This is a genomic window from Capnocytophaga sp. oral taxon 324 str. F0483, assembly GCF_000318315.2.
Classification (GTDB): Bacteria; Bacteroidota; Bacteroidia; order Flavobacteriales; family Flavobacteriaceae; genus Capnocytophaga; species Capnocytophaga ochracea.
Window position 1 is genome coordinate 31424 of sequence record NZ_KB291539.1, and the last position, 22846, is coordinate 54269.

The window sequence follows — 22846 nt, forward strand, 5'->3', positions numbered from 1 at the left end:
AAACGCAATTAGTAAATGGTTGCTCAAATGGAGTGCCTTGCACTGAAGAACAACATCAAGCTAACCGCCGTAGTGAGTTTATTGTGGTAAGTATGGATTAATAGAAATATTGTAATGGAAGATTAGGAGTTATAAATTAACTCCTATTTTTCTATTTACCCAGTTGATATTACAAACCTTCTTTTTTATAATTTTTTCCTTTTATTGATTTATGAAGAAACAAATACCTTTCTATTTATTAGTCATTCTTGTAAGTACTTTCACACAAACTATTTGTGGACAAAGTGAAAAAGAAGCTTTACAGAAAGCAACTAACTATTACAGGAACTTGGATTATGTACAGGCTATTAATGCCTATGAAAGTATTGCCCGTAAAGGAGTAGAACCCCAAGAGCTATTAGAAAATTTGGCTAATGCTTACTACTATAATGCCGATTACAAACAAGCGAATAAGTGGTATGCAAAACTCTTTGCAAATACTGATGCTAAGACAGGAAAACCTTATAATATTAATCCTGAATATTACTATCGTTATGCGCAAACTTTAAAATCAGTGGAAGATTATGAAGCCTCTGACAAAATGATGGATAAGTTTGTGGCTCTTAAAGGGAATACAGATTCGCGTGCAGAACTCTTTCAAAAGAACAGAGATTATCAAGCAGAAATTAAGCGAAATTCTCATAGGATGGTATTACACCCCTTACAGATTAATACTAATAAATCAGAGTATGGGACAGCTTTTTATGGTAATAATATAGTATATGCTACTAGCAAAGGTGGTATCTTAAAGAAGCGTGCAGATTGGACAGGCGATAATTTTTATAGTTTGTATGAGGCAACTACTGATAGCTTGCAAGTTTCTAAGAAAGGAAGGCTCAATGGTATCAATACTAAGTTTAACGAATCGACAGCTGCGTTTAGCAAAGATGGAAACACGATTTATTTTACTCGTAATAACTTTATCCATAATGAAGTAAAGACTAATGGAGACGAAACAGTATTGTTGAAGATATTTAAAGCTACTAAAAATAAGAGCGGTAAGTGGGAAGATGTAAAAGAAATGCCTTTTAATAGTAATATTCATAGTGTAGCCCACCCTGCTTTAAGTCCTGATGGTAAATATATTTATTTTGCATCGGATATGAAAGGCACTATTGGAGCATCGGATATTTATCGTGCTAAAATACTGAAAAACGGTTATGGAAAACCAGAGAATTTAGGAGCACTTATCAATACACAAGGTAGAGAGTCCTTCCCATTTGTTTCAGATGATAACATATTGTATTATTCATCAGATGGTTTTCCAGGTTTAGGTGGATTAGATATTTATGCCGTAAAATTAGATGAGGAAGGCAATCCTATTTCTAAACCTGTGAATGTAGGTCGCCCTGCCAATAGTGCTGAAGATGATTTCTGTTATGTAATTAACACTCATACTAAAATAGGTTATCTTACTTCGAACAGACCAGGAGGTAAAGGGAGTGATGATATTTATAGTTTTTATGAGGAAGCCCCAGTACAGTTCTCGTGCAAACAAGCCATTAATGGGGTTGTTAAAAATGCAAAAAGTTTAGAAGTAATAGCAGATGCTAAAATTACTTTATTAGATAAGTCATTGAAGTTAATAGAAGAACAAATCTCGAATAAGGAGGGGACTTTTAATTTTCTTTATACTTCCAATTGCAAAGATGAACAGCTAATAATTAAAACAATAAGGGAAGGTTTTTCTTCTGATGAGCAAAATATTACTTTAACAGGATTAAAAGACGCATATGCTGAAGTATTGTTATCTCCTATTGTTGAGAAGAAACCTATAAAAATAGGAGATGATTTATCAAAGGAACTAAAAATAGATAATATATACTTCGACTATGATAAAGCTAATATTCGTCCTGATGCAGCTGAACAGTTGGCTAAAATAGTAAAAGTAATGGAAGAGTACCCTACTATGAAAATAGATGTGCGCTTGCATACTGATAGTAGAGGTTCTGATAGCTATAACTTAGCTTTGTCACAAAGACGTGCAAAATCAACTATTAAGTGGCTTATAGCTCACGGTATTCACAAAGATAGGATTACGGGTAAGGGATATGGAGAAACGCAATTAGTAAATGGTTGCTCAAATGGAGTACCCTGTACTGAAGAACAGCATCAAGCAAACCGTCGTAGTGAATTTATTATTATATCAATGTAAGAAAAGAATATTTCTATAAAATAGGAGGGAGGTTATCATTTTGATACCTCCCTTTTTTATTCTTTATAATGTTGCTTCAAAGATTTCTTTAAAATGAGTTAAGATACGTTGTTTAACCTCTTCTAAATCCACCTTATCTTTTGCTAATTCTACATTTAGAGACGTTACTGCTTTACCGCGAATACCACAAGGGATAATATTATCAAAATAACCTAAATCAGTATTTACATTTAGGGCAAAACCGTGCATTGTTACCCAACGAGAACAACGGACTCCCATTGCGCAAATTTTACGAGCAAAAGGCGTTCCTACATCAAGCCAAACCCCTGTCTCACCTTCACTGCGTTCGCCTTTGAGACCATAATCGGAAAGAGTACGGATAATCACTTCTTCTAAAGAACGCAAATATTTGTGGATATCGGTAAAAAAGTTTTCTAAATCTAAGATAGGATATCCCACAATCTGTCCAGGTCCGTGATAGGTGATATCTCCTCCACGATTGATTTTGTAAAAAGTAGCCCCTTTATTTTTTAGTCCTTCTTCATCAATGAGCAGATTCTCTATATGACCGCTTTTGCCAAGTGTATATACGTGAGGGTGTTCTACAAAAAGGAAATAATTAGTAGTAGGCAAGGTTGTGCCATTAGCTTTGTTATTTGTTTTTTGTGCGACTATTTCTTCAAACAGCGACTCTTGGTAGTCCCACGTTTCTTTGTAGTCTTTATTACCTAAATCCTTAACGATTACTTGTTTGTTCATAAATAGTTTGAATATTACCCTGACGGATATCTCCAGTATTGTACCCTTTGGTAAACCAATATTTGCGTTGTTCAGAAGTACCGTGAGTGAAAGAATCAGGTACTACGTGTCCTTGCATACGTTTTTGTATGGCATCATCACCTACAGCGTTAGCCGCACTAAGAGCTTCGTCAATATCGTCGGCATCTAAATATTTTTGGTTGTGATGTGCCCATACTCCCGCATAGAAATCAGCTTGTAATTCTTGTGCTACCGACCATTTATTGGCAGCTGCTTTGGAGAGCCCTTGTTGTTTTTGGCGTACTTGTTGCGAAGTGCCTAAGAGCGTTTGGATATGATGCCCTACCTCGTGTGCCATTACGTAGGCAATAGCAAAGTCGCCACCTTTAGCTCCGAAGCGTGTTTTGAGTTCTTCAAAGAAATCCATATCCATATAGAGCTTTTGGTCAGCAGGACAATAGAATGGACCTACTGCAGAAGAGGCAGTCCCACAGCCTGTATTTACATTAGCGGTAAAGAGTACCAAGGTAGGTTTCTTATAAGCTCCTAAGCCATTTTGAGCAAATACTTTATCCCATACATCTTCGGTATCGGCGAGTACTGTAGCGGTAAACTCACCTATTTTCTTTTGTTCGGCAGTAAGTTCTACGCGTTCTACCGCTTGTTGAGTTTGGTTACCACCTGCTACTTGACTTACTACAGAGGCTACTTGTTGTCCTGTTTCGCCTCCAAAGAGTTGTAACAATACTACGATGATACCTACGATACCGCCGCCTGCTATAAGACCACCTTTAGCACTTATTCCGCGACGGTCGTCTACATTGCTACTTTGTCTTCTTCCTTCCCATTTCATAGTTTATCTTGTTATATTTTGGTGCAAAGATACATCTTTTCTCAATATGTACAATATCCGTTTACAATAAATGAATTCCGTTCTTATCGCATAACTGAACCATATCATCTGTCCATATGGATGCTTGTACTTCACCGATATGAGCTTTTTGCAAGAGTAGCATACAGATACGAGATTGACCGATACCTCCCCCAATAGTTAAGGGTAATTCACCGCGTAATAGCATCTGATGATATTCTAACTTCTCGCGTTCTTCTGATTTTGAAGCTTTCAGTTGAGAATGTAGAGAGGCTTCGTTTACTCGAATACCCATTGAAGAAAGTTCTAAAGCACTGTTTAGTACAGGATTCCAAATAATAAGGTCGCCATTGAGTTCCCAATCGTCATAATCGGGGGCTCTATTGTCGTGTTTTTTTCCTGAAAGAAGTGTTTTGCCTATTTGAGTAATAAAAATAGCTCCTTTTTCTTTGGTGAAATTATGTTCGCGTTCAGAAGGTGATAAGTTAGGATACATATCTTCTAATTCTTGTGAACTTATAAATGTTACTTCACGAGGTAGGAAAGCTCTACACTTGTTATATTCTTTTACTAATATCGCTTCTGTTTCAAGAAAGGCACTATATAGCTGTTTTACGGTTTGTTTGAGATAAGATAAAGTGCGCTGAGAGGGAGTTATCACTTTTTCCCAATCCCATTGGTCTACATAAATAGAATGGGTATTATCTAATTCTTCATCTCTACGGATAGCATTCATATCAGTATAAATGCCTTCGCCTGCTTTAATACCATAGCGTTTCAGGGCTAAACGTTTCCATTTAGCAAGCGAATGGATAATTTCTATCACTTCACCTTTGTAATCTTTCATTTCGAAGCTAACAGGGCGTTCTATTCCGTTGAGGTTATCATTAAGACCTGTGGAACGCTTCACAAATAAAGGAGCCGAAATACGTGTGAGGTTTAAAGCACGCGCCAAAGCCTGCTCAAAAGAGTCTTTGATTAGTTTTATAGCCCGCTCGGTATCCATTATTCCGTAGGGAGTTGAGTAGTTTTTAGGAATAATAATAGTCATAATCAGACGATAATAAGCTGTTTGTTAATTTAGTAGCTTGCTTTGAGTTAATAGCATTAGTTCTCGTACTGCTTTGGTAGTTATAGGGTGTTCATCGACACGAACATCATAACCATTCATTTCGCCTATATTCCACAAACCTATACCATCAGGGAAGGCTTGAGAGTCTTTAATTTTGGAGGCAATCTTCTCAAACCATTTAGCTCTCTCAGCATCATTTCCTTCGTATTTTTTTCCTGTTTCCTCAATAACCAAAGGTTTACCAATGCTATGGCAAAAGGCAACTAATTGGGGAATACTATTAATAGCGTCGTCGTCGTATACGTGTATAGTGGGGATATCAATCTCGGGCAACGACCATATTTCTTTAAAACCTAAATCGGCATCGGTGCCCCAGCCGTCTTTGCCTTGATGAAGAAACCCACCTGCTGAAATAGGGCGAGTTACTCCCATTCTCTTTAACTGAAGGGCTAACCGTTTATAGAAGGCAATGAGATTAGCTTTATTACCCGCTTTCTCTATTGGATTATCATTGTATTTACTAAAAGGCTCGCCTGCTATGGCTATGAAAGCAAGGTGAGGGTCGTTTTTATAAGTATATCCCTTTATAGGGGTTCTGTTTAAAACAACTTCTAAATACGGAGTCCAATCGGTAGAAGGTGAATAAGGGTTGATACCTTCTTTTATGAGTTGATTTCGTATGTAGGATAAATCTAAAACATAAGTCATACCGCTGGCGACTATTTTGGCTACTTTTCTATCCATTTCGTCAAACTTATGCTCGGGGTCAATAGTTAAATCTTGCAAATGACCTTTATCTTTTTGTATCATATCAGTCAATCGCATACAATTAATACCCATAGCTTTAGCATTAGCAATCCATTTATCGACATTAGGAGCTCCATAAGCAGTAGCAATTCTTAATCCTGCTCCTGCTTTTGGTTCTTTGTTTTCAGGATTTGATTTTTCGTCTTTACAAGCGATTAGTAAAACGAAAAATAGGAGTAAATATTTTCCTTTCATATTGTGTAAGTTTTTTTAATTTTAGAATCAAAGAAACTACACTTTGCTAAACTTGCTGTTTAACAAAGTGTAGAAGCTATGAAAATTAATGAAAAAAGTATTTTATTTTTCGATAATAATAAATTCTACGCGTTTATTGGCTTGGTGTTCTTCTTCGCTACAAGGCACTCCGTTTTCGCAACCATTTACCAATTGCGTTTCGCCATAACCTTTGGCAGTTAATCGGTTAGGAGAAATACCTTTGCTTACAAGCCATTGATAGATAGATTGCGCTTGAGTTTCGGTGAGGTTCATATTGTAACCGTCTTCTCCTCGGCTATCGGTGTGCACTTTAATTGCTATCTTTACAGTAGGATTGGCTTCCAAAAAAGCCACAATTTTAGCTAATTGCACAGAGGCGTCATATCGGATATTGGTTCTTCCGTAGTTGAAATGAATATTATCAATGGCAAAAACAGGGGCTAAATCATCGCCCTCGTTAAGGCTTATTGTGTGAGGGGCTAATGATATTGTTTTTTTGAGAGTGTTATTGTTCTCAAAAACGATAGGAACATCGGCAATATCATAATCTTTTTTTACGATTTCCACAAAGCCATTTTGGAAGTTACAGTTCAGTTTTTTGGTAGTAAAAGAGCCTTTACTATCAGTTGTATTGCTGGAAAGAGCTCCCATAGCACTATCGAATATATAAACTTGTGCACCAGAAATCTTGGCACCTGTTTCGGCATCGGTTACAGTGCCTATAATTTCACGAGAGCAATCTGGTGTAGGGTTAGTTTGAGGAGCGTCACTTTTTTTTGTGAGTACCTCGAAAAGGTTAAATTGTTTTTTAGCTTCGTCCTTTTTACCTAAGGCTTGCAATACCACTGCATAGCGGTAACGGTTGATAGGTTGAGGAGAGTAGTTGCCGTCTTTCATCAGTTTTTCATACCAATAGAATGCCTTAGGATAATCTTTACTAGCATAGTAATAATCGCCTAATCGTTCTACAACTTCTTGTATTTCATATCCTCTATCTACTACTGTGTTATAAATTTCGACAGGAGATACTTTTATTTGTGAAAAAACTAAGGAGCAACCTCCTAAGAATAGCGCAAATAATACTTTTATCTTCATATTTTTCATTTCAAATTAAGGCACAAATGTACAAAAACTTCTTAAAAGTTGTACAGTTTTCCTTTTTAATTTAACATTTTTAACAATTTCTCTCTTAGTTAGAGTTGGGTAACATATACCTTATTTCTACCTTTACAAAATTAGTGCCAATTTTTTTGATTAGCAAATTAGATGTAAGCTGTACGGGCAGTTGTGGCATAATGGGCAGTGCGAACTACGCAGGTAATTAAGTTAGCAAGCTGAGAGAGTTGGATTATCGAAAGATTTCGGAGAGGTTCGGAAGGAGTGAATTGGCTAAAAAGTGAAAAATAGAGGGTAAATGGGTATGCTTAGCTTATAGAGAGCTTATAGGAAGCTTGAACGAATCTTGGAAGATTGGTATAGAAAGGGTGTATAAGTAGTTGATTGTGAATAGTTAAGAGTGAAGGATAAAAAGAGGTTTAGGCGAAAGAAAAGTAATGAAAAACGAAAGTGACCTACCTTCTGAGGGAGATTGTAACAACGCAAAAGTGATTGAAAAGTACTACCTTGTTATATTGAACTGATGTAAAAATACAAAAGGTCTATACGATTCATTTTCTGTATTATTTTCTTAGTTATCATTCATCATTTGTAATTCATAATTATTTCCTACCTTTGCACCCTCATAACATTACAATGGACATTCAATTCAATACAAACGAAGATTACAATAAATTAGCCCTTAGTCAGTTGCGCAAACGCTTGAAAAAAGTAAAAGAAGGCGGAGGCAAAAAGAACCTCGAAAAGCTTCATAGCCAAGATAAACTTTCGGCTCGTGAACGCATAGAATATCTGTTAGACAACGATAAACCCCAAATAGAAATAGGCGCTTTTGCCGGTGAGGGAATGTACGAAGAACACGGCGGTTGCCCCTCGGCTGGTGTAGTGGTGGTGATAGGCTATGTAGCTGGTAAACAATGCGTAGTAGTAGCTAACGACGCTACTGTAAAGGCGGGAGCGTGGTTTCCTATTACTGCCAAAAAAAACCTACGCGCTCAAGAAATTGCGATGGAGAACCGATTACCTATCATCTATTTGGTGGATAGTGCAGGGGTGTACTTGCCTTTGCAGGACGAGATTTTTCCCGATAAGGAACACTTTGGTCGCATTTTTCGCAACAACGCCCTGATGAGTAGTATGGGCATTACCCAAATAGCCGTAGTAATGGGCAGTTGTGTGGCGGGTGGGGCTTACCTACCAATAATGAGCGATGAGGCACTGATAGTAGATAAAACGGGCAGTATCTTCTTGGCAGGTAGCTATTTAGTGAAGGCAGCGATAGGCGAAAACGTCGACAATGAAACCTTAGGTGGGGCAACTACCCATTGCGAAATTAGCGGGGTAACCGACTACAAGGCAACCGATGATAAAGACGCTCTCGACCGTGTACGCCGTACAATGGCTAAACTCGCCGATACCGAAAAAGCGGGCTTTAACCGCATTGAAGCTCATAAACCGCTGAAAGACCCTAACGAAATTTACGGTATCTTGCCTAAATTGCGCACAGAGCCTTATGATATGAAGGAAATTATCCTTCGATTGGTAGACAATTCAGAATTTGACGAATATAAAGAAGGTTACGGACAAACTATTCTCACGGGCTATGCGCGTATTGAGGGTTGGGCGGTAGGCATTGTTGCCAACCAGCGCAAAGTGGTAAAAACTAAAAAAGGGGAAATGCAGTTTGGAGGAGTAATCTACTCGGATAGTGCCGACAAGGCGACCCGCTTTATAGCCAATTGCAATCAAAAGAAAATTCCCTTGCTCTTCTTGCAAGATGTTACCGGTTTTATGGTAGGCTCTAAATCAGAACACGGAGGGATTATCAAAGATGGGGCTAAACTTGTGAATGCAGTTGCTAATTCGGTAGTGCCTAAATTTACGGTCGTGATAGGCAACTCGTATGGGGCTGGTAACTACGCAATGTGCGGTAAGGCTTACGACCCGCGTCTTATCGTATCGTGGCACAGTGGAAACATTTCGGTAATGGGAGGCACGCAAGCTGCTAAAGTACTCTTGCAGATAGAAACTGCCAACCTAAGGAAAAAAGGAGAGGAACTTACCCCTGAAAAAGAAGCTGTACTTTTTGCTCATATCAAAGAGCAATACGACGAGCAGATATCACCCTACTACGCCGCTGCTCGCCTTTGGACTGATGCCATTATAGACCCATTAGAAACCCGCCAATGGATAGCAATGGGTATAGAAGCTGCTAATAATGCCCCTATTGAAAGAGCGTTTAATTTGGGTGTGATACAAGTATAAAATAGATAAGCAATAAAAAATCCCTTAAAGTAACATCATACTTTAAGGGATTTTTTCTATCTAATTGTTATTTGTTTAATCGAATAAAGTGCCTTGTCTTGCAGGATTCACTCTACCTAAGTGTTTATAAGCTAAATCGGTTACTTCGCGTCCGCGAGGAGTACGCACGATGAATCCTTCTTGAATGAGGAAAGGTTCATACACCTCTTCAATAGTTTCAGCACTTTCGGAAACGGCAGTCGCCAAAGTGGTAATTCCCACAGGACCTCCTTTGAACTTATCAATAAGAGTTGAAAGAATTTTGTTGTCCATCTCGTCTAATCCGTGTGCGTCTACATTTAAAGCTTTGAGCCCGAAACGGGTAATAGCAATATTTATTTCACCATTGCCTTTTATCTGAGCAAAGTCACGAATACGGCGCAAAAGGGCATTAGCAATACGCGGGGTACCTCTACTTCTGCTTGCTAATTCTATAGCAGCTTCCATAGAAATAGGTACTTTAAGGATAGAAGCACTGCGCTGAACGATATCTGCCAAAAGTTCGGTAGAATAATACTGCAATCGACTTTGAATACCAAAACGTGCACGCATAGGAGCTGTAAGTAGCCCTGAACGGGTAGTCGCCCCTATAAGCGTAAATGGATTGAGGTTGATTTGCACTGTGCGGGCGTTAGGGCCTGATTCTATCATTATATCAATCTTGTAGTCTTCCATAGCCGAGTAAAGATACTCTTCTACTACCGGACTCAAGCGGTGTATCTCGTCGATAAAAAGCACATCACGCTCTTGCAAATTAGTGAGTAATCCAGCTAAATCACCAGGTTTATCAAGCACAGGGCCTGAAGTAATTTTGATGCCTACGCCCAATTCGTTAGCTAAAATATGAGCGAGGGTAGTCTTTCCAAGTCCAGGAGGTCCGTGAAAAAGGGTATGGTCGAGTGCTTCGTGACGCATATTAGCAGCTTTTACGAATACTTTTAGGTTTTCTAAAACTGCTTCTTGCCCTGCAAAATCATCAAACGACAAAGGGCGCAAGGCTCTTTCTATATCGAGTTCTTGCGCCGAATAATTTTCTTTATTTGGGTCTAAGTTTTTATTCAAGATTTTAGGATTTAGGTAATACGAGTTAGAAGATAGGATCACTTCATATTGCGAAGATTGATTACTTCTTGCTGAGTGAGACGACGCCAATGACCCCGAGGTAAATCTTTTTTAGTAAGCCCAGCAAATACTACACGGTCGAGTTTTTCTACTTGATAGCCCAAGTGTTCAAAAATACGACGTACAATGCGATTGCGACCACTGTGAATTTTGATGCCTATTTCATTCTTAGGTTTGTCGTTTACATAGCTGATTTCATCTACTTCAATAAGACCATCTTCTAACTCTAATCCGTCTTGTACCTTCATAAAGTCTTTGTAGTCGAGTTTGCGGTCGAGAATTACGTGGTATATTTTGCGCACACCGTGAGTGGGGTGAGTGAGTTTTTTGGTAAGCTCTCCATCATTGGTAAGCAATAACAAACCTGTAGTAGCTCTGTCTAAACGACCTACAGGCAAGATGCGTACATTGGTAGCATTTGCGACTAAATCCATTACAGTTTTGCGTCCTTTCTCATCGTTGGTAGTGGTGATAAAACCTTTGGGTTTGTTGAGCAAAATGTATTCTTTCTTTTCAGAAGAAAGAAGTTTTCCATCAAAACGAACTTCATCAGTAGGCTTTACGCGATAGCCGAGCGTGGTCATTACTTCACCATTCACCGTTACATTACCTGCCGAAATATACATATCGGCATTACGGCGTGAGCAGATACCAGCATCGGCAATATATTTGTTCAAACGCACTTCAGCTGGAGTGGTAGTAGGGTAGTCTATAGGAGCGTTGTTTTGAGGTTTGTAGGTATTATTATAAGGTTTTTTGTTGAAAGGTTTTTTATAATTATCGTTTCGGTTATAACCTTCATTACGGTTGTAGTTGTTTGGTTTACTATATCCCTCGTTCTTTTTGAAGTTAGGATTGTAAGATTTTCTGTTTTCGGAGTTGTAACTATTATTACTATTGTTGTAACGATTGCCTCCGTTATTTTCATAACGATTACCGCTATTATTGTCATAACGGTTGCCACTGTTATTGCTGTTACTGCGTCCTTCGTTCTGTCCGTAAGTTTTCTTTTTGAATGAACTATTGCCGTTGTTGTTACGATTGTTACCGCTGTTATAAGAAGAATTGTAAGGCTTTTTCTCTGAATTCCCATTAGAGGAATAGCTATTCTTCTTGTAATTATTAAATTTTTTGTTTTCCATATAAATTAAATCTCTCTATTATGTATGCCGACGCATTACATTATGCTAAGGCTTCTGAACCTCCTACGATTTCTATAATTTCACCGGTAATAGTAGCCTGACGGGCTTTATTGTAGGTTAGTATGAGTTCGTTCTTAAGGTCTTGAGCATTGTCGGTAGCTTTGTGCATAGCTGTCATACGAGCACCGTGCTCAGCAGCTACTGAATCGCGTAAGGCTTTGAAGATCTCTGTTTTCAGAGAACGCGGAATGAGTTCTTCTACGATCTCTTGCTTAGAAGGCTCATAAATATAATTTGTGTTTAGTTCTTTGCCTTTTGCTTTAATCGCTATAGGCTGAATAGGCAAAAATGTTTCTTCCGTAAGAATTTGAGTAGCTGCATTCTTAAAGCTGTTGTACACCAATACTATCTGGTCATATTTACCCGAAGTGTACAATTCCATTAGTTCTTCAGCCAAAGCAGCAGCTGTAGCAAAAGTGAGCTTATCGAAAATCTCGCTGTTATGAGCTATAATATTGTCGTATTTTTTCAACACATCATTGCCTTTTTTACCTATGGTGTAGAGTTGTACCTGCTTGTCTTTATAGGTAGTTTGTTCTAACTCTAACGCTTTTTTAATCACGCTGGCATTGAACGCCCCGCAGAGTCCTCTATTGGAGGTGATAGGTACCAAAAGTACTTTTCTTACTTCTCCTTTGCGTGGATTATAAACATTCTCATCACCCAAGGCAGCACTAAGATGTTCTAATAACTGCTTGAGTTTATAAGCATAAGGTTTCATCGCTACAATAGCATCTTGCGCCTTTTTCAGTTTGGCTGCCGATACCATTTTCATCGCTGCTGTGATTTGCATCGTTGAACTTACCGATGAAATTCTGCTTCGTATTTCTTTTAAATTCGCCATTTTATCAATTAACAGTTAGCAATTTTATCATTGCTGTTAAAAAGAATACCTTTGATAAACATCTATTCCTTCTATCTTCCTTAATGAAGGTGATTTGCTATGGAATAGCTGAGAGGTTAGAATAATAAGGTTTTCCAAATCAAAACCCTGAATAGTACGTCCTAAAAGGAAAGATATGGTATATTCTTGCCAATTCTTACCTTGTTCTTTTGCTATTTCTGATACTTTTTGCAATATATCCCACATTTCAGTTTCTGTGATATATTGGCACCAATAACACCATTTAGCCAAAGAAGCTGCTCTACACAAATCCCACGCATAAGCCGATTTTACTGCTTCTACTTGTGCTAATTCTATCTCCAAACCTTTGGCTATTTGTTTCTGTATTTTGCTAAGCTCAGGTGAGGTTTGCGTTAGCAGATGTCGGAACTGTAACGAACGTTTCTCTGCTAATAAGTCACTTATAGTTTCTTTAGCAGATGCTGTATCTGTTATTTCCCATTGTCGACGTAATCCTTTCTGATATGTTTCTAATATTTCAGTAGGTATCAAGTTTAGTAGATTTTCACCACGGTAATACGTTAGTATCGCCCCAAAAGTAAGCAATCGTATTTGTTCCTCTGTTAAAGGGTTTTGATTGATGTGCCCTATTTGTTTTTGCAAATGTTTTTTTGTATAAACTTTATTTACATAAATCTTTAGCGCAAATAAAAAGATAGCTCCAATAATTACCCATATAATAACACTCATAAGAATAAATGTTTAAAAAGATGTATTTACTATTTTGCGTATTTTTCACTCAAATCTTTCGCTACTTTTTCGAGAGTAGCTGTAATCTCATCGGTGAGTTTGCCAGCTTTTAGCTCGTCTAAAATGTCACGATGGGATACATTGAGGAACTCTAAATATTCTCTCTCAAATTCTTTTATCTTGTCCACAGGCACTTGTCTCAATAAGTTTTTAGAACCTGCATAGATAATCGCAATTTGGTTTTCTACGGGGTAAGGGTCGTTTTGTGGTTGTTTTAAGATTTCCACATTGCGTTTCCCTTTTTCGATAACTCCCATAGTAGCTGCATCGAGGTCAGAGCCGAATTTGGCAAAAGCTTCGAGTTCGCGGTATTGTGCTTGGTCTAACTTGAGGGTACCCGCTACTTTCTTCATCGATTTAATCTGTGCTGAACCTCCTACACGCGATACCGAAATACCCACGTTGATAGCTGGACGTACCCCTGAGTTGAACAAATCAGACTCCAAGAATATCTGTCCGTCAGTAATAGAAATCACGTTAGTAGGGATATAGGCTGATACGTCACCCGCTTGAGTTTCGATGATTGGCAAGGCAGTGAGAGAACCTCCCCCTTTTACGAGTGGTGCAATGCTTTCGGGTAGGTCGTTCATCTGGCGTGCGATAGTATCATCATTAATTACTTTGGCAGCGCGCTCTAATAAGCGAGAGTGCAAGTAGAACACATCACCAGGATAAGCCTCACGTCCAGGTGGACGACGTAATAGAAGTGATACCTCACGATAGGCTACCGCTTGTTTAGAAAGGTCGTCGTAGATAATAAGAGCTGGGCGACCTGTATCACGGAAGTATTCCCCGATAGCAGCTCCTGCGAAAGGTGCATATACCTGCATAGGAGCAGGATCGGAAGCATTAGCCGCTACAATGGTAGTATAAGCCAAAGCACCCGCATCTTCTAAGGTTTTAGTGATACCTGCTACGGTAGAAGCTTTCTGACCAATAGCCACATAGATGCAATATACTGGTTTGCCCGCATCGTAGAACTCTTTTTGGTTGAGGATAGTGTCGATACACACGGTAGTTTTCCCCGTTTGTCGGTCACCAATCACTAACTCACGTTGTCCGCGACCGATAGGGATCATTGCGTCTATAGCCTTGATACCTGTTTGTAGAGGTTCGTTTACAGGCTGACGGAAGATTACCCCAGGGGCTTTGCGTTCCAACGGCATTTCGTATAGTTTGCCGGTAATAGGTCCTTTTCCATCAATAGGTTGTCCTAAGGTATTTACCACACGCCCTACGATGCCTTCACCTACATTGATAGAAGCAATAAGTCCTGTGCGTTTTATGGTATCCCCTTCTTTAATATCGGTAGAGGGACCTAAGAGAGTAATCCCCACGTTGTCTTCTTCGAGGTTGAGGACAATCCCTTGTAGTCCGTTGTCAAATTTTACTAATTCACCGTATTGTGCATTCGATAGTCCGAAGATACGCGCAATACCGTCTCCCACTTGTAATACCGTTCCTACTTCTTCTAAAGAAGCATTGGCGTCGAAGTGAGCTAATTGTTCTTTTAAAATTGCTGAAATTTCAGCGGCTTTTATTTCTGCCATTTTTTCAGTTTTTATTTCTTAGTTGTTAGTTTTTAGTTGTCAGTCTTATTTATATCAATCTTTAAACAATTCTTTCTCCTTACCTTTTGTTTCTTACTTACAGAAACAGTTTCTCTTGAAACTCTTGTTGTAATCTGCTAAGTTTATGCGCTACACTGGCGTTGTATTGCACATCATCTACACGAAGAATAAAACCTCCAATAATATTTTTATCTACCTTGTTCTCAAGGGTAACATTTTTATTTTTAGTAAGCATCATTACCTTTTCGAGTATCTCTTTGCGGGTAGCTTCATTAAGCGGAGTTGCCGTAGTTACTACTGCTGTTTTGTTATGCTTATAATCGTTGTACAATACAACAAACTTCTCGGCTACTGCTCCGAGTATTGGCAAGCGTCGGTTCTGAATAAGCAAGTCGAACAAACGTTGCGTTTCAGGAGTAACCATTGTAAATATTTCAGTAAGGACATTCTTCTTTACCGTTGTTTTCACAATAGGCGAAATGAGCATACGCTCCAAGTCCTTATTCATTTTTATTGTTTTATCTATCAAGGTCATATCAGCGAAAACCCCTTCTAATGCATTTTGTAGAAGAGCGTATTCCAAGAGTGCCTTGGCATATCTATTTGCTACTCTCAATCCGTACATAACCTATTTTAGTTTAACGTAACACCTTTTAGATAATCGTTGATGAGGGCAGTTTGTTTCTTCTCGTCTGAGAGTTCGCTCATCATCACTTTCTGAGCCATTTCAACAGAAAGAGCTGCCACTTGGTCTTTCAGCTGTGCCAAGGCTACTTTCTTCTCACTGTCAATCGCTTGTTGAGCTTGTTTGATAAGTTTTTCGCCTTCGCGTTGTGCTTCTTCTTTGGCTTCTGTTACGATTTTATCTTTAACATCTCTTGCCTCTTTCAAGATTACATCTCTCTCGGCACGTGCTTCAGCTAAAAGACGCTCATTATCGGCTTTGAGATTTGCCATTTGTTTTTGAGCTTCTTCAGCAGCTTCCAAAGCCTTATTGATAGAGTCTTCGCGTTGCTTTACCGCATTCATTATGGGCTTCCAAGCATATTTTGCTAAGAGGAAAAGCAATATCAGAAATATGAGAGTATTCCAGAATAATAAACTTTCGGGGTGTGCTAAATTCATTTCTTTAGTTGTTATTTAGTCTTTAATAATATGATTATTTTATTCTCTTTTGTGTCCCTTTATGTAGGAATAAAAGGCAATTCACCATTAGTGGCATACGCCCTAATTTTATAAAACCGTTGTGCAACCAACCGTTGCACAACGGTTTTGTCGTCCTATTTTGCGATGAGTGCTACTACCACAGCAAAAAGGGCAACCCCTTCAATAAGTGCTGCAGCAATAATCATCACAGTTTGAATTTTTGAAGACACTTCGGGTTGGCGTGCTACTCCTTCAACAGCAGAAGCACCAATTTTACCAATACCGATTCCGGCTCCAATGGCTGCTAATCCAGCCCCAATTCCTGCTAAAACCATATATATAAAATTAATTAGTTACTTGTTTAAATAAAAGGGAATAGAAATTAAAAAATAGTCTATGTCCATTAGTTATTTCATTAATCATTAACCATTAATCATTGATTAGTGTTCTTCTTCCACTGCCTGTCCTATAAACAAAGCTGATAGCAGTGTAAACACATAGGCTTGCAAAACAGCTACCAATAGCTCCAAGATACAGATAAACAAGGTAAAAACTATCGACACAGGCGATATATACACCGTTCCAAAGATGAAGATGAGTGAAATCAAGCTCAGTACAATGATGTGCCCTGCCGTCATATTGGCAAATAAACGTATCATCAAGGCAAAAGGCTTAGTAAAAACACTCAACATTTCAATAGGTATCATAATTGGTAATATCCAGGTAGGAACTCCTGGGGGAGCAAAAATATGCTTCCAATAGTGTTTGTTACTGCTAAATAAAGTGAGAATAAGGGTAAAGATAGCCAACATACCTGTGAAAAGAATATTGTTAGTTACCGTACCAGCAAAGGGGAAAAACGGAATTAATCCGAAGAGGTTTCCTATCCAAATCAAGAAAAACACAGTAAGCAAATAAGGCATATACCTATTGTAGTACTTTTCGCCTATATTAGGAATCGCTATCTCATCGCGCACAAAAAGCACTATAGGTTCTAAAACTCCTGTTAAGCCTTTAGGGGCTTTGGGGTTCTTCTTGTAAGAACGTGCCATATAGGTGAAGATGAGCACCATCAATACCGATACTAAAAGCAATGAAAACACGTTCTTAGTAATAGAAAAGTTCAACGGACGTGTATTGGTTACTTCTCCTTTCGCGTTGAAAGAGAGAGGTGTATCAGCATTTGCGTAGTAAATATCTTCTTTGTAGCGCACAAATCGCTGTCCGTCTTTATCTACTACTACTGTACCTTTGTTGTCGTGATGGAAGGCACTCGATAGGAAAGTCACTAATCCTTTATCAGTATAAAGAATGATAGGCAAGGGTAACGAATAAGTGTGCCCTTTATAATCAAACAAGTGAAAATCGTGTGAATCGTTGATGTGTTCATCAATCAAATCGTTGATTTGAAAAGGCTCTCCTTCCTCATTTTCAGTTGCAAAACCTTGTAGAGGAATGAGTGAGGTTACAAATAAAGTGATATATAGAATGTAATTCTTTATTTTCATTACTTGTTTTGTTTTTATTCGTGCAAATGTAGGAGTTTTTATTTAAGTGGCGAAATTATTTAACACATTTTTTCACTTAATATAATATAACCTACTGAAATACAGAAGTTATATTTTAGGAGTTGAAATTTAGGTTTCGCTCTAATTATTAACTTCTAATTCTTATAAAATGCTATACACAGGGTGTCCTTTGAGTTTCTCTCTGCCGTTCAGAAAATGCAGTTCCATCAAGAAATCTAGTTGTACAATATCACCACCGAGGCGTTCTACAAGTTTTACCACCGCTTCAGCAGTACCACCAGTAGCGAGGATATCGTCGTGAATAAGGATTTTTTCACCTTTCATAATAGCGTCTGCGTGAATTTCCAATACGTCTTGTCCGTACTCCAAATCGTAGGTTTGTGAGAGTGTTTTGTAAGGTAATTTCCCTTTTTTGCGTACCGGTACAAAGCCAGCCCCCAATCGTTGAGCAAGCAACATTCCGAAGAAGAAACCTCTACTTTCCATACCCACTACTTTGTCTATTTTCTGTCCGTGCAGGTTCTCCACCAGCAAGTCGATTACATATTGCCCTGCTTTCACATCCATTAGCAATGGTGTAATATCTTTGAAGATAATTCCCTCTTTTGGAAAATCTTTAATATCTCTAATTTTACTTTTAATATATTCTTTTTTGTCCATTTTTTTACTTGTTACCTAATTACGTGGATTAAACACTTCTGCTAGCATACACCTCGCACTGCCTCCCCCACAAGTCTCAATGGTCTCTAAATTGCTGTGGAGTATCTGGGTATATTTCTCAATCGTCTGTATCTGTTGAGGGGTAAGGGCGTTATAAGCAGTATCACTCATCACCAAATAAGTACTGTCCTTACCCTGCACTTGTAGCATATTGCCTGCGTACTGACACATCTGCTCAGGGGTGATGCTGATAATCTCTTTCTTGTCTTCTTTTAGGTGATGCAAAAGGTTCTTGCGCTCACTCTTGTCGGTGATAGTATCTAAGCACACCACTGCAAAATTTTCACCTAAAGCCATCATCACATTGGTATGATAGATAGGTACTTGCTTACCATCTACCTTTTGGTAAGCCTTGAAAATTACAGGCGTATACTCAAAATCTTCACAGAACTCAATAAATAGTTCCTCATCAGCGCGGGGCGAGAGCGCACAATAAGCCTTGCGATGTACACGGTCGAGCACCATAGCCCCCGTACCTTCCAAGAAGATGTTTTCTTGTTCAGCATCAGTATAGTCATACACATTTTCGATGAGAAAACCTTCTTCCTCTACCTTATCCAAAATATCCTCACGACGCTCGCGACGCCGATTTTCGGCAAACATAGGGTAAATTGCTACGTTGCCATTTTGGTGAAAGGTAATCCAATTATTCGGAAATACCGAATCAGGAGTGTTTTGTTCGTAAATATCGTCTACGCCAATCACTTTTACTCCTACCTCACGTAGTTTATGCACAAAGGCATCAAACTCTTGTTGCGCTTGGCGATTGATTTCCTCGTTCTTCAAATCCATTTCCTCTTGGAAATAGTTGTTCACAACGGTTTCTTCGTTCATACGGAAGCGCACAGGGCGCACCATTAGTACAGTATTGGTAATTTGTTTTTTCATCAGTAAACAATGGTTAGCACTCAAAGCGACAAAAGTACAAAATAATCAGTAATTAACAATGAAGCAAGAAAAATTATTTTTTCAAAAACGCTACAATTCCTATTTTATCAAGCTCCATTTTAATTTCACCTTGTCTCTATTTTATCTTCCTCTTATCTTCGTTCATTGTTCGTCTTTTGTTCGTTGTAGAGCCACTGTAGAGCCACTGTAGACCCACTCATTGTTCGTTTATCATTTAAGTCTTGTATAAGCAACCTCCCTAATTTACCCATCTACCCTTGCGACTTCCTCCCTTCATCATTTGTTCAAGTTTCAATTTATCTTTTATTTTTTATCTTTTACCTTTAAAAAATGCTATTACTTGGTATTGTAGTATTGGTACTAAACTACTGCTGAGATACACTTTTTTATATACAAATTCCTTCTATCAGATATGGAGAAGAGACATAGTGTTATTAAAAATGTTGCTAAACACTTAGATGTTATAAAAGTAGCAGAAATGGTTTAACTTGTAAATAATACCATAAAAAAAGCTGTATAGCGTTTCGCTATACAGCTTTTTTGTCTCTACACAGCATCACTACAATACAGCAATGCAAGAAATCTCTACTTCTACGGATTTAGGCAATTGTGCTACTTGTACGGTTTCGCGTGCAGGTGCTGTTGCTTCGTTGAAATAGCGCGCATATACGCCATTTACTTGTGAAAACTGTCCCATATCGGCTAAGAAAATAGTAGTTTTTACTACATTCTCAAAAGTAGCTCCTGCTTCGGTAAGGATAGCTTTGAGGTTTTCCATTACTTGTTTGGTAGCGGCTTCTATGCCTTTCACTACTTCTCCTGTTGCAGGATTTACCGGTATTTGCCCTGATACGTAGAGTGTGTTGCCAGCTTTCACGGCTTGTGTGTAAGGACCAATGGGCGCTGGCGCTTTTTCTGTAAAAATGATATGTTTCATATAGCTATTAGTTATTAGTCGTTAATTGTTTGTCGTTAGTTTTGTAAAGTTGGCTTTCAGAGTTCCTACGTTGCCTACTCTGTCTTTGGCGTTTACAATGAGTTCGTATCTATTGGTTTGGGTAGTATCAATATCGCTGAAATGAAAGGTGAGACATCGGTTTTTAGGTTCATATTCAAAGAGAATCCACTGTCCATTTAGGGTGGCAGAACAAGATTCAAATCCCGTAAGATTATCGCTTACTAAAATCTTGAGAGTATTACCTTTCACAATGCCACCGTTCCTAAAATTTACTGCTTTAAGAGTGGGCGGAATAGTATCCTTACGTAAATAAAACTTTCCTAAGTTACGCGATTTGGCTGTAAACACACCATCTTTATAGACTGTTGGTTCATAGCCCCCGTTCGAACGAGCTATAAATACCTTAGAAGTATCTTCATTGGCATAAGTATCACTTTTGATAGTTACAGTAAAGAACTTTTGAGCAGGAATGAACGAACTACCTACGGTTAAAGTATCCTTAGTGCTAGTAATATTCATCAAATAGTCTTTATAAAAAGTATCTTCGGGGAAGTATACACTTCCGTATTCCATTTCGTAATAATTATCACGAGTAGCAACTACTTGCTTATTGCCTTTAGGTTCTGGTCGAGCTGTTTTTAAAGGCTCTCGTTTGCCTTCAATAGGAATATTGATTTTAGTGGTATTCCCCTTAAAGTCTTCTGCAATAATAGATACGGTGTATTGTTTACCTTCTTCAATAGTAAGATAACCTTTATTAGGTTTTAAGGTAGGATATACTGATTCGAGTTTGTTGTTAGGCAATTTGTACAAAAGCTGTACAAACCCTTTGTGTTGTGCATATCGCTCGTAGTCTATAAGTGCATTAAGGTAACGTGTTTCGTCATAGTTTACTTTATCAAAGACAGTTTCTAACTGGGTCTCTCCGTTGAGAAGTAAACTCACCTTGTAAATACCATTGCGATGCATTGTTTCATCTTGACGGTCATAGCCCAAAATGCCAAAACCTATAGTGCCAATCGCATTAACTTTCTCGGTGAGGTAAGTGCCGTCTATCTGTTTATTTTTATTAAGCTGACGTGGTAACTGAGTGTTATCTATTTGTGCGTCATCACTTAGTGAATAAGCATATACAAGCAATACATCAGGAGGAGTGGTGTCTTGTATTTCTTGAAAACCAAAAAGCAGAGGATTCCAACCGTTATTGTGAATATCGCGTACCTCGAAATGCAAGTGTGGCCCTCTACTTCCACCCGTATTACCACTGAGAGCTATCCAATCGCCTTTTTTTACGACAAATTGTTTTTCGGGAAGAAGTATATCGATATCATAGCTTTGCTTTTCGTATTGTTTTTGCTTTACGTAAGCTTCTATTTCAGGAGCGTACTTTTGTAAATGCCCATAAGTAGTTACATAACCATTGGGATGAGTAATAAACAACATTTTGCCATAACTGTAAGGACTTACTTTGATACGAGACACATAGCCATCTTCGGCAGCAAACACCTGCAATCCTTCACGACCTTCGGTTTTTAGGTCGATGCCACCGTGAAAGTGGTTGGGACGCAATTCAGCAAAATTACCTGCGAGCAAAGGTTTAGTGTTGAGAGGCATTGCGACCTGGAAAGACTGAGCTTCTAAGGTAAGAGGTAAGAGGTAAGAGGTAAAAAGTAAAAGATTGGATAATAAGCAAGCGATAAGTTTTTTCATTGTTTCCGTTTAAAATATTTTGCTTTTGTAAAAACGGCGCAAAAGTAAGAATAATTTGTTAATTAGCCAATTTGTAGATTAGTAAATTAGCAACTTTTTGTTAGTGGTTAGATATTTTAGGTATGAAAAAAAACTTTGCCAAAGTTCTATGGCTTTGGCAAAGTTCGTGTGATAAGATTTCTTAAAGCGTGCTGATGTTCAAATCTTTTAAATCAAGAGTAGCACCTATTTCTAAGAGGTGTAAGCGACGGTGGTCGTCTTTGAATTTGCGTTTAGCCGTTTCTTTATCAATTTTGATTACGGGGAAGGTGTCGTAATGCACGCCCAACACATTGCCTACCTCTACAAAACGAGCCGCTGTAAGAGCATCGCGTACGCCCATTGTATAGTTGTTGCCGATAGGAAAAATAGCTAAATTCACCTTGTATTGGTGAGGAATAATTTTCATATCGTAATGCAAGGCGGTATCTCCTGAAATGTAGATAGTATTATCGTTGTAATCAATCAAGAAACCAGCAGGATTGCCTCCATAAGAGCCATCGGGGAAGGAAGATGAGTGTTCTGCCTTAATCATCTTTATTTTTACCTTGCCATCTACGAAGCGGTGAGAGCCTCCGAGGTTCATTGCGTGACCACTAAGCCCTAATTTTTCGTAATGAGCGAGAATTTCGGGATTGGTAATTAGTTGAGCGCCTGTACGTTTAGCAATAGCTCCTACATCGGCAATATGGTCGCCGTGGGCGTGGGTAATGAGAATATAATCCGCTTTGATAGAGTTTATATCAATGTGTGAAGCCAAAGGGTTTGGGCTAATAAAAGGGTCTACGAGAAAGTGAGTCCCATTGATGTCTATATTCACGCAAGCGTGACCTAAATAAGTTACTTTCATAGTGTTTTATTTATTTGTTTGTTTTAAGGCTACAAATGTAGAGATAAAAAATGAATAAAGCAAATAATTTTTAGTTTTTATTTTAATGTCACTTCCA

21 protein-coding genes are annotated in these 22846 nt (G+C 38.4%); 2 read left to right on the plus strand and 19 right to left on the minus strand.

Annotation, left to right across the window (positions count from 1 at the left end; genetic code table 11):
- The first annotated feature begins 211 nt into the window (after nt 1–211).
- Complete coding sequence (locus HMPREF9072_RS11640; RefSeq protein WP_009411897.1) at nt 212–2194, plus strand: OmpA family protein; 1983 nt, start codon at nt 212–214, stop codon at nt 2192–2194.
- Between the two features lie 63 nt (nt 2195–2257).
- Here HMPREF9072_RS11640 and lipB read toward each other — a convergent pair whose 3' ends face one another.
- From lipB to HMPREF9072_RS11665, 5 genes are all read right to left on the minus strand, one after another.
- On the minus strand, nt 2258–2953 hold the full coding sequence (gene lipB, locus HMPREF9072_RS11645) for a lipoyl(octanoyl) transferase LipB (RefSeq protein WP_009411898.1): 696 nt from the start codon (nt 2951–2953) through the stop codon (nt 2258–2260).
- Nucleotides 2931–3806, minus strand: a complete 876-nt coding sequence (locus tag HMPREF9072_RS11650; RefSeq protein ID WP_009411899.1) for a neutral zinc metallopeptidase — start codon at nt 3804–3806, stop codon at nt 2931–2933. The genes lipB and HMPREF9072_RS11650 overlap by 23 nt, the downstream gene beginning before the upstream one ends.
- A 61-nt stretch (nt 3807–3867) precedes the next feature.
- Nucleotides 3868–4875 carry an aspartate--ammonia ligase gene (gene asnA / locus HMPREF9072_RS11655; protein ID WP_009411900.1) on the minus strand — a complete coding sequence of 336 codons (1008 nt, stop codon included), beginning with the start codon at nt 4873–4875 and terminating at the stop codon, nt 3868–3870.
- Nucleotides 4876–4899: 24 nt separating this feature from the next.
- Nucleotides 4900–5898 (minus strand): hypothetical protein, encoded by a 999-nt coding sequence (locus tag HMPREF9072_RS11660; protein ID WP_009411901.1) that lies wholly within the window; start codon nt 5896–5898, stop codon nt 4900–4902.
- A gap of 102 nt (nt 5899–6000) precedes the next feature.
- Nucleotides 6001–7023, minus strand: a complete 1023-nt coding sequence (locus HMPREF9072_RS11665) for an OmpA family protein (RefSeq protein WP_009411902.1) — start codon at nt 7021–7023, stop codon at nt 6001–6003.
- Between the two features lie 648 nt (nt 7024–7671).
- On the opposite strand from HMPREF9072_RS11665, the gene HMPREF9072_RS11670 reads away from it, so the two are divergent.
- Nucleotides 7672–9300, plus strand: a complete 1629-nt coding sequence (locus HMPREF9072_RS11670; protein WP_009411904.1) for an acyl-CoA carboxylase subunit beta — start codon at nt 7672–7674, stop codon at nt 9298–9300.
- Between the two features lie 75 nt (nt 9301–9375).
- Here HMPREF9072_RS11670 and ruvB read toward each other — a convergent pair whose 3' ends face one another.
- From ruvB to HMPREF9072_RS11740, 14 genes are all read right to left on the minus strand, one after another.
- A complete protein-coding gene (ruvB, locus tag HMPREF9072_RS11675; RefSeq protein ID WP_009418380.1) occupies nt 9376–10401 on the minus strand; it encodes a Holliday junction branch migration DNA helicase RuvB in 1026 nt (341 codons plus the stop codon).
- Nucleotides 10402–10439: 38 nt separating this feature from the next.
- Nucleotides 10440–11603 (minus strand): pseudouridine synthase, encoded by a 1164-nt coding sequence (locus tag HMPREF9072_RS12235; RefSeq protein ID WP_083475908.1) that lies wholly within the window; start codon nt 11601–11603, stop codon nt 10440–10442.
- Nucleotides 11604–11643: 40 nt separating this feature from the next.
- Nucleotides 11644–12507 carry an ATP synthase F1 subunit gamma gene (gene atpG / locus HMPREF9072_RS11685; protein ID WP_034566442.1) on the minus strand — a complete coding sequence of 288 codons (864 nt, stop codon included), beginning with the start codon at nt 12505–12507 and terminating at the stop codon, nt 11644–11646.
- A 36-nt stretch (nt 12508–12543) separates the two neighbouring features.
- Nucleotides 12544–13257 carry a DUF1266 domain-containing protein gene (locus HMPREF9072_RS11690; protein WP_009411909.1) on the minus strand — a complete coding sequence of 238 codons (714 nt, stop codon included), beginning with the start codon at nt 13255–13257 and terminating at the stop codon, nt 12544–12546.
- A 29-nt stretch (nt 13258–13286) separates the two neighbouring features.
- Nucleotides 13287–14867 (minus strand): F0F1 ATP synthase subunit alpha, encoded by a 1581-nt coding sequence (atpA, locus tag HMPREF9072_RS11695; protein ID WP_002671460.1) that lies wholly within the window; start codon nt 14865–14867, stop codon nt 13287–13289.
- 97 nt (nt 14868–14964) lie between these two features.
- Entirely contained in the window at nt 14965–15513 is a 549-nt protein-coding gene (gene atpH / locus HMPREF9072_RS11700; protein ID WP_002671462.1) for an ATP synthase F1 subunit delta, read from the minus strand.
- Nucleotides 15514–15521: 8 nt separating this feature from the next.
- Nucleotides 15522–16013: a F0F1 ATP synthase subunit B gene (locus HMPREF9072_RS11705; protein WP_002671464.1), complete on the minus strand. Its 492-nt coding sequence runs from the start codon at nt 16011–16013 to the stop codon at nt 15522–15524.
- A gap of 155 nt (nt 16014–16168) precedes the next feature.
- Nucleotides 16169–16369 carry an ATP synthase F0 subunit C gene (gene atpE / locus HMPREF9072_RS11710; protein WP_002671466.1) on the minus strand — a complete coding sequence of 67 codons (201 nt, stop codon included), beginning with the start codon at nt 16367–16369 and terminating at the stop codon, nt 16169–16171.
- A gap of 105 nt (nt 16370–16474) precedes the next feature.
- The gene (gene atpB, locus HMPREF9072_RS11715; protein WP_009411910.1) at nt 16475–17542 is read right to left on the minus strand and encodes a F0F1 ATP synthase subunit A; all 1068 of its coding nucleotides are present in this window, start codon (nt 17540–17542) and stop codon (nt 16475–16477) included.
- Between the two features lie 162 nt (nt 17543–17704).
- On the minus strand, nt 17705–18223 hold the full coding sequence (locus tag HMPREF9072_RS11720) for an adenine phosphoribosyltransferase (RefSeq protein ID WP_009411911.1): 519 nt from the start codon (nt 18221–18223) through the stop codon (nt 17705–17707).
- A 15-nt stretch (nt 18224–18238) separates the two neighbouring features.
- Entirely contained in the window at nt 18239–19171 is a 933-nt protein-coding gene (gene ctlX, locus HMPREF9072_RS11725) for a citrulline utilization hydrolase CtlX (RefSeq protein ID WP_009411912.1), read from the minus strand.
- Nucleotides 19172–19751: 580 nt separating this feature from the next.
- The gene (locus HMPREF9072_RS11730) at nt 19752–20129 is read right to left on the minus strand and encodes a RidA family protein (protein WP_009411914.1); all 378 of its coding nucleotides are present in this window, start codon (nt 20127–20129) and stop codon (nt 19752–19754) included.
- A 21-nt stretch (nt 20130–20150) separates the two neighbouring features.
- Nucleotides 20151–21860: a M23 family metallopeptidase gene (locus tag HMPREF9072_RS11735; RefSeq protein WP_009411915.1), complete on the minus strand. Its 1710-nt coding sequence runs from the start codon at nt 21858–21860 to the stop codon at nt 20151–20153.
- A gap of 181 nt (nt 21861–22041) precedes the next feature.
- Nucleotides 22042–22749 (minus strand): metal-dependent hydrolase, encoded by a 708-nt coding sequence (locus HMPREF9072_RS11740; RefSeq protein WP_009411916.1) that lies wholly within the window; start codon nt 22747–22749, stop codon nt 22042–22044.
- Nucleotides 22750–22846: the final 97 nt, after the last annotated feature.

Excerpts from the sequence above, each read along its gene's own strand:
- HMPREF9072_RS11640 (WP_009411897.1), top strand. The coding sequence starts at position 212 with ATGAAGAAACAAATACCTTTCTATTTATTAGTCATTCTTGTAAGTACT.
- lipB (WP_009411898.1), bottom strand. The coding sequence starts at position 2,953 with ATGAACAAACAAGTAATCGTTAAGGATTTAGGTAATAAAGACTACAAA.
- HMPREF9072_RS11650 (WP_009411899.1), bottom strand. The coding sequence starts at position 3,806 with ATGAAATGGGAAGGAAGAAGACAAAGTAGCAATGTAGACGACCGTCGC.
- asnA (WP_009411900.1), bottom strand. The coding sequence starts at position 4,875 with ATGACTATTATTATTCCTAAAAACTACTCAACTCCCTACGGAATAATG.
- HMPREF9072_RS11660 (WP_009411901.1), bottom strand. The coding sequence starts at position 5,898 with ATGAAAGGAAAATATTTACTCCTATTTTTCGTTTTACTAATCGCTTGT.
- HMPREF9072_RS11665 (WP_009411902.1), bottom strand. The coding sequence starts at position 7,023 with ATGAAAAATATGAAGATAAAAGTATTATTTGCGCTATTCTTAGGAGGT.
- HMPREF9072_RS11670 (WP_009411904.1), top strand. The coding sequence starts at position 7,672 with ATGGACATTCAATTCAATACAAACGAAGATTACAATAAATTAGCCCTT.
- HMPREF9072_RS12235 (WP_083475908.1), bottom strand. The coding sequence starts at position 11,603 with ATGGAAAACAAAAAATTTAATAATTACAAGAAGAATAGCTATTCCTCT.
- atpG (WP_034566442.1), bottom strand. The coding sequence starts at position 12,507 with ATGGCGAATTTAAAAGAAATACGAAGCAGAATTTCATCGGTAAGTTCA.
- HMPREF9072_RS11690 (WP_009411909.1), bottom strand. The coding sequence starts at position 13,257 with ATGAGTGTTATTATATGGGTAATTATTGGAGCTATCTTTTTATTTGCG.
- atpA (WP_002671460.1), bottom strand. The coding sequence starts at position 14,867 with ATGGCAGAAATAAAAGCCGCTGAAATTTCAGCAATTTTAAAAGAACAA.
- atpH (WP_002671462.1), bottom strand. The coding sequence starts at position 15,513 with ATGTACGGATTGAGAGTAGCAAATAGATATGCCAAGGCACTCTTGGAA.
- HMPREF9072_RS11705 (WP_002671464.1), bottom strand. The coding sequence starts at position 16,013 with ATGAATTTAGCACACCCCGAAAGTTTATTATTCTGGAATACTCTCATA.
- atpE (WP_002671466.1), bottom strand. The coding sequence starts at position 16,369 with ATGGTTTTAGCAGGAATTGGGGCTGGATTAGCAGCCATTGGAGCCGGA.
- atpB (WP_009411910.1), bottom strand. The coding sequence starts at position 17,542 with ATGAAAATAAAGAATTACATTCTATATATCACTTTATTTGTAACCTCA.
- HMPREF9072_RS11720 (WP_009411911.1), bottom strand. The coding sequence starts at position 18,223 with ATGGACAAAAAAGAATATATTAAAAGTAAAATTAGAGATATTAAAGAT.
- ctlX (WP_009411912.1), bottom strand. The coding sequence starts at position 19,171 with ATGAAAAAACAAATTACCAATACTGTACTAATGGTGCGCCCTGTGCGC.
- HMPREF9072_RS11730 (WP_009411914.1), bottom strand. The coding sequence starts at position 20,129 with ATGAAACATATCATTTTTACAGAAAAAGCGCCAGCGCCCATTGGTCCT.
- HMPREF9072_RS11735 (WP_009411915.1), bottom strand. The coding sequence starts at position 21,860 with ATGAAAAAACTTATCGCTTGCTTATTATCCAATCTTTTACTTTTTACC.
- HMPREF9072_RS11740 (WP_009411916.1), bottom strand. The coding sequence starts at position 22,749 with ATGAAAGTAACTTATTTAGGTCACGCTTGCGTGAATATAGACATCAAT.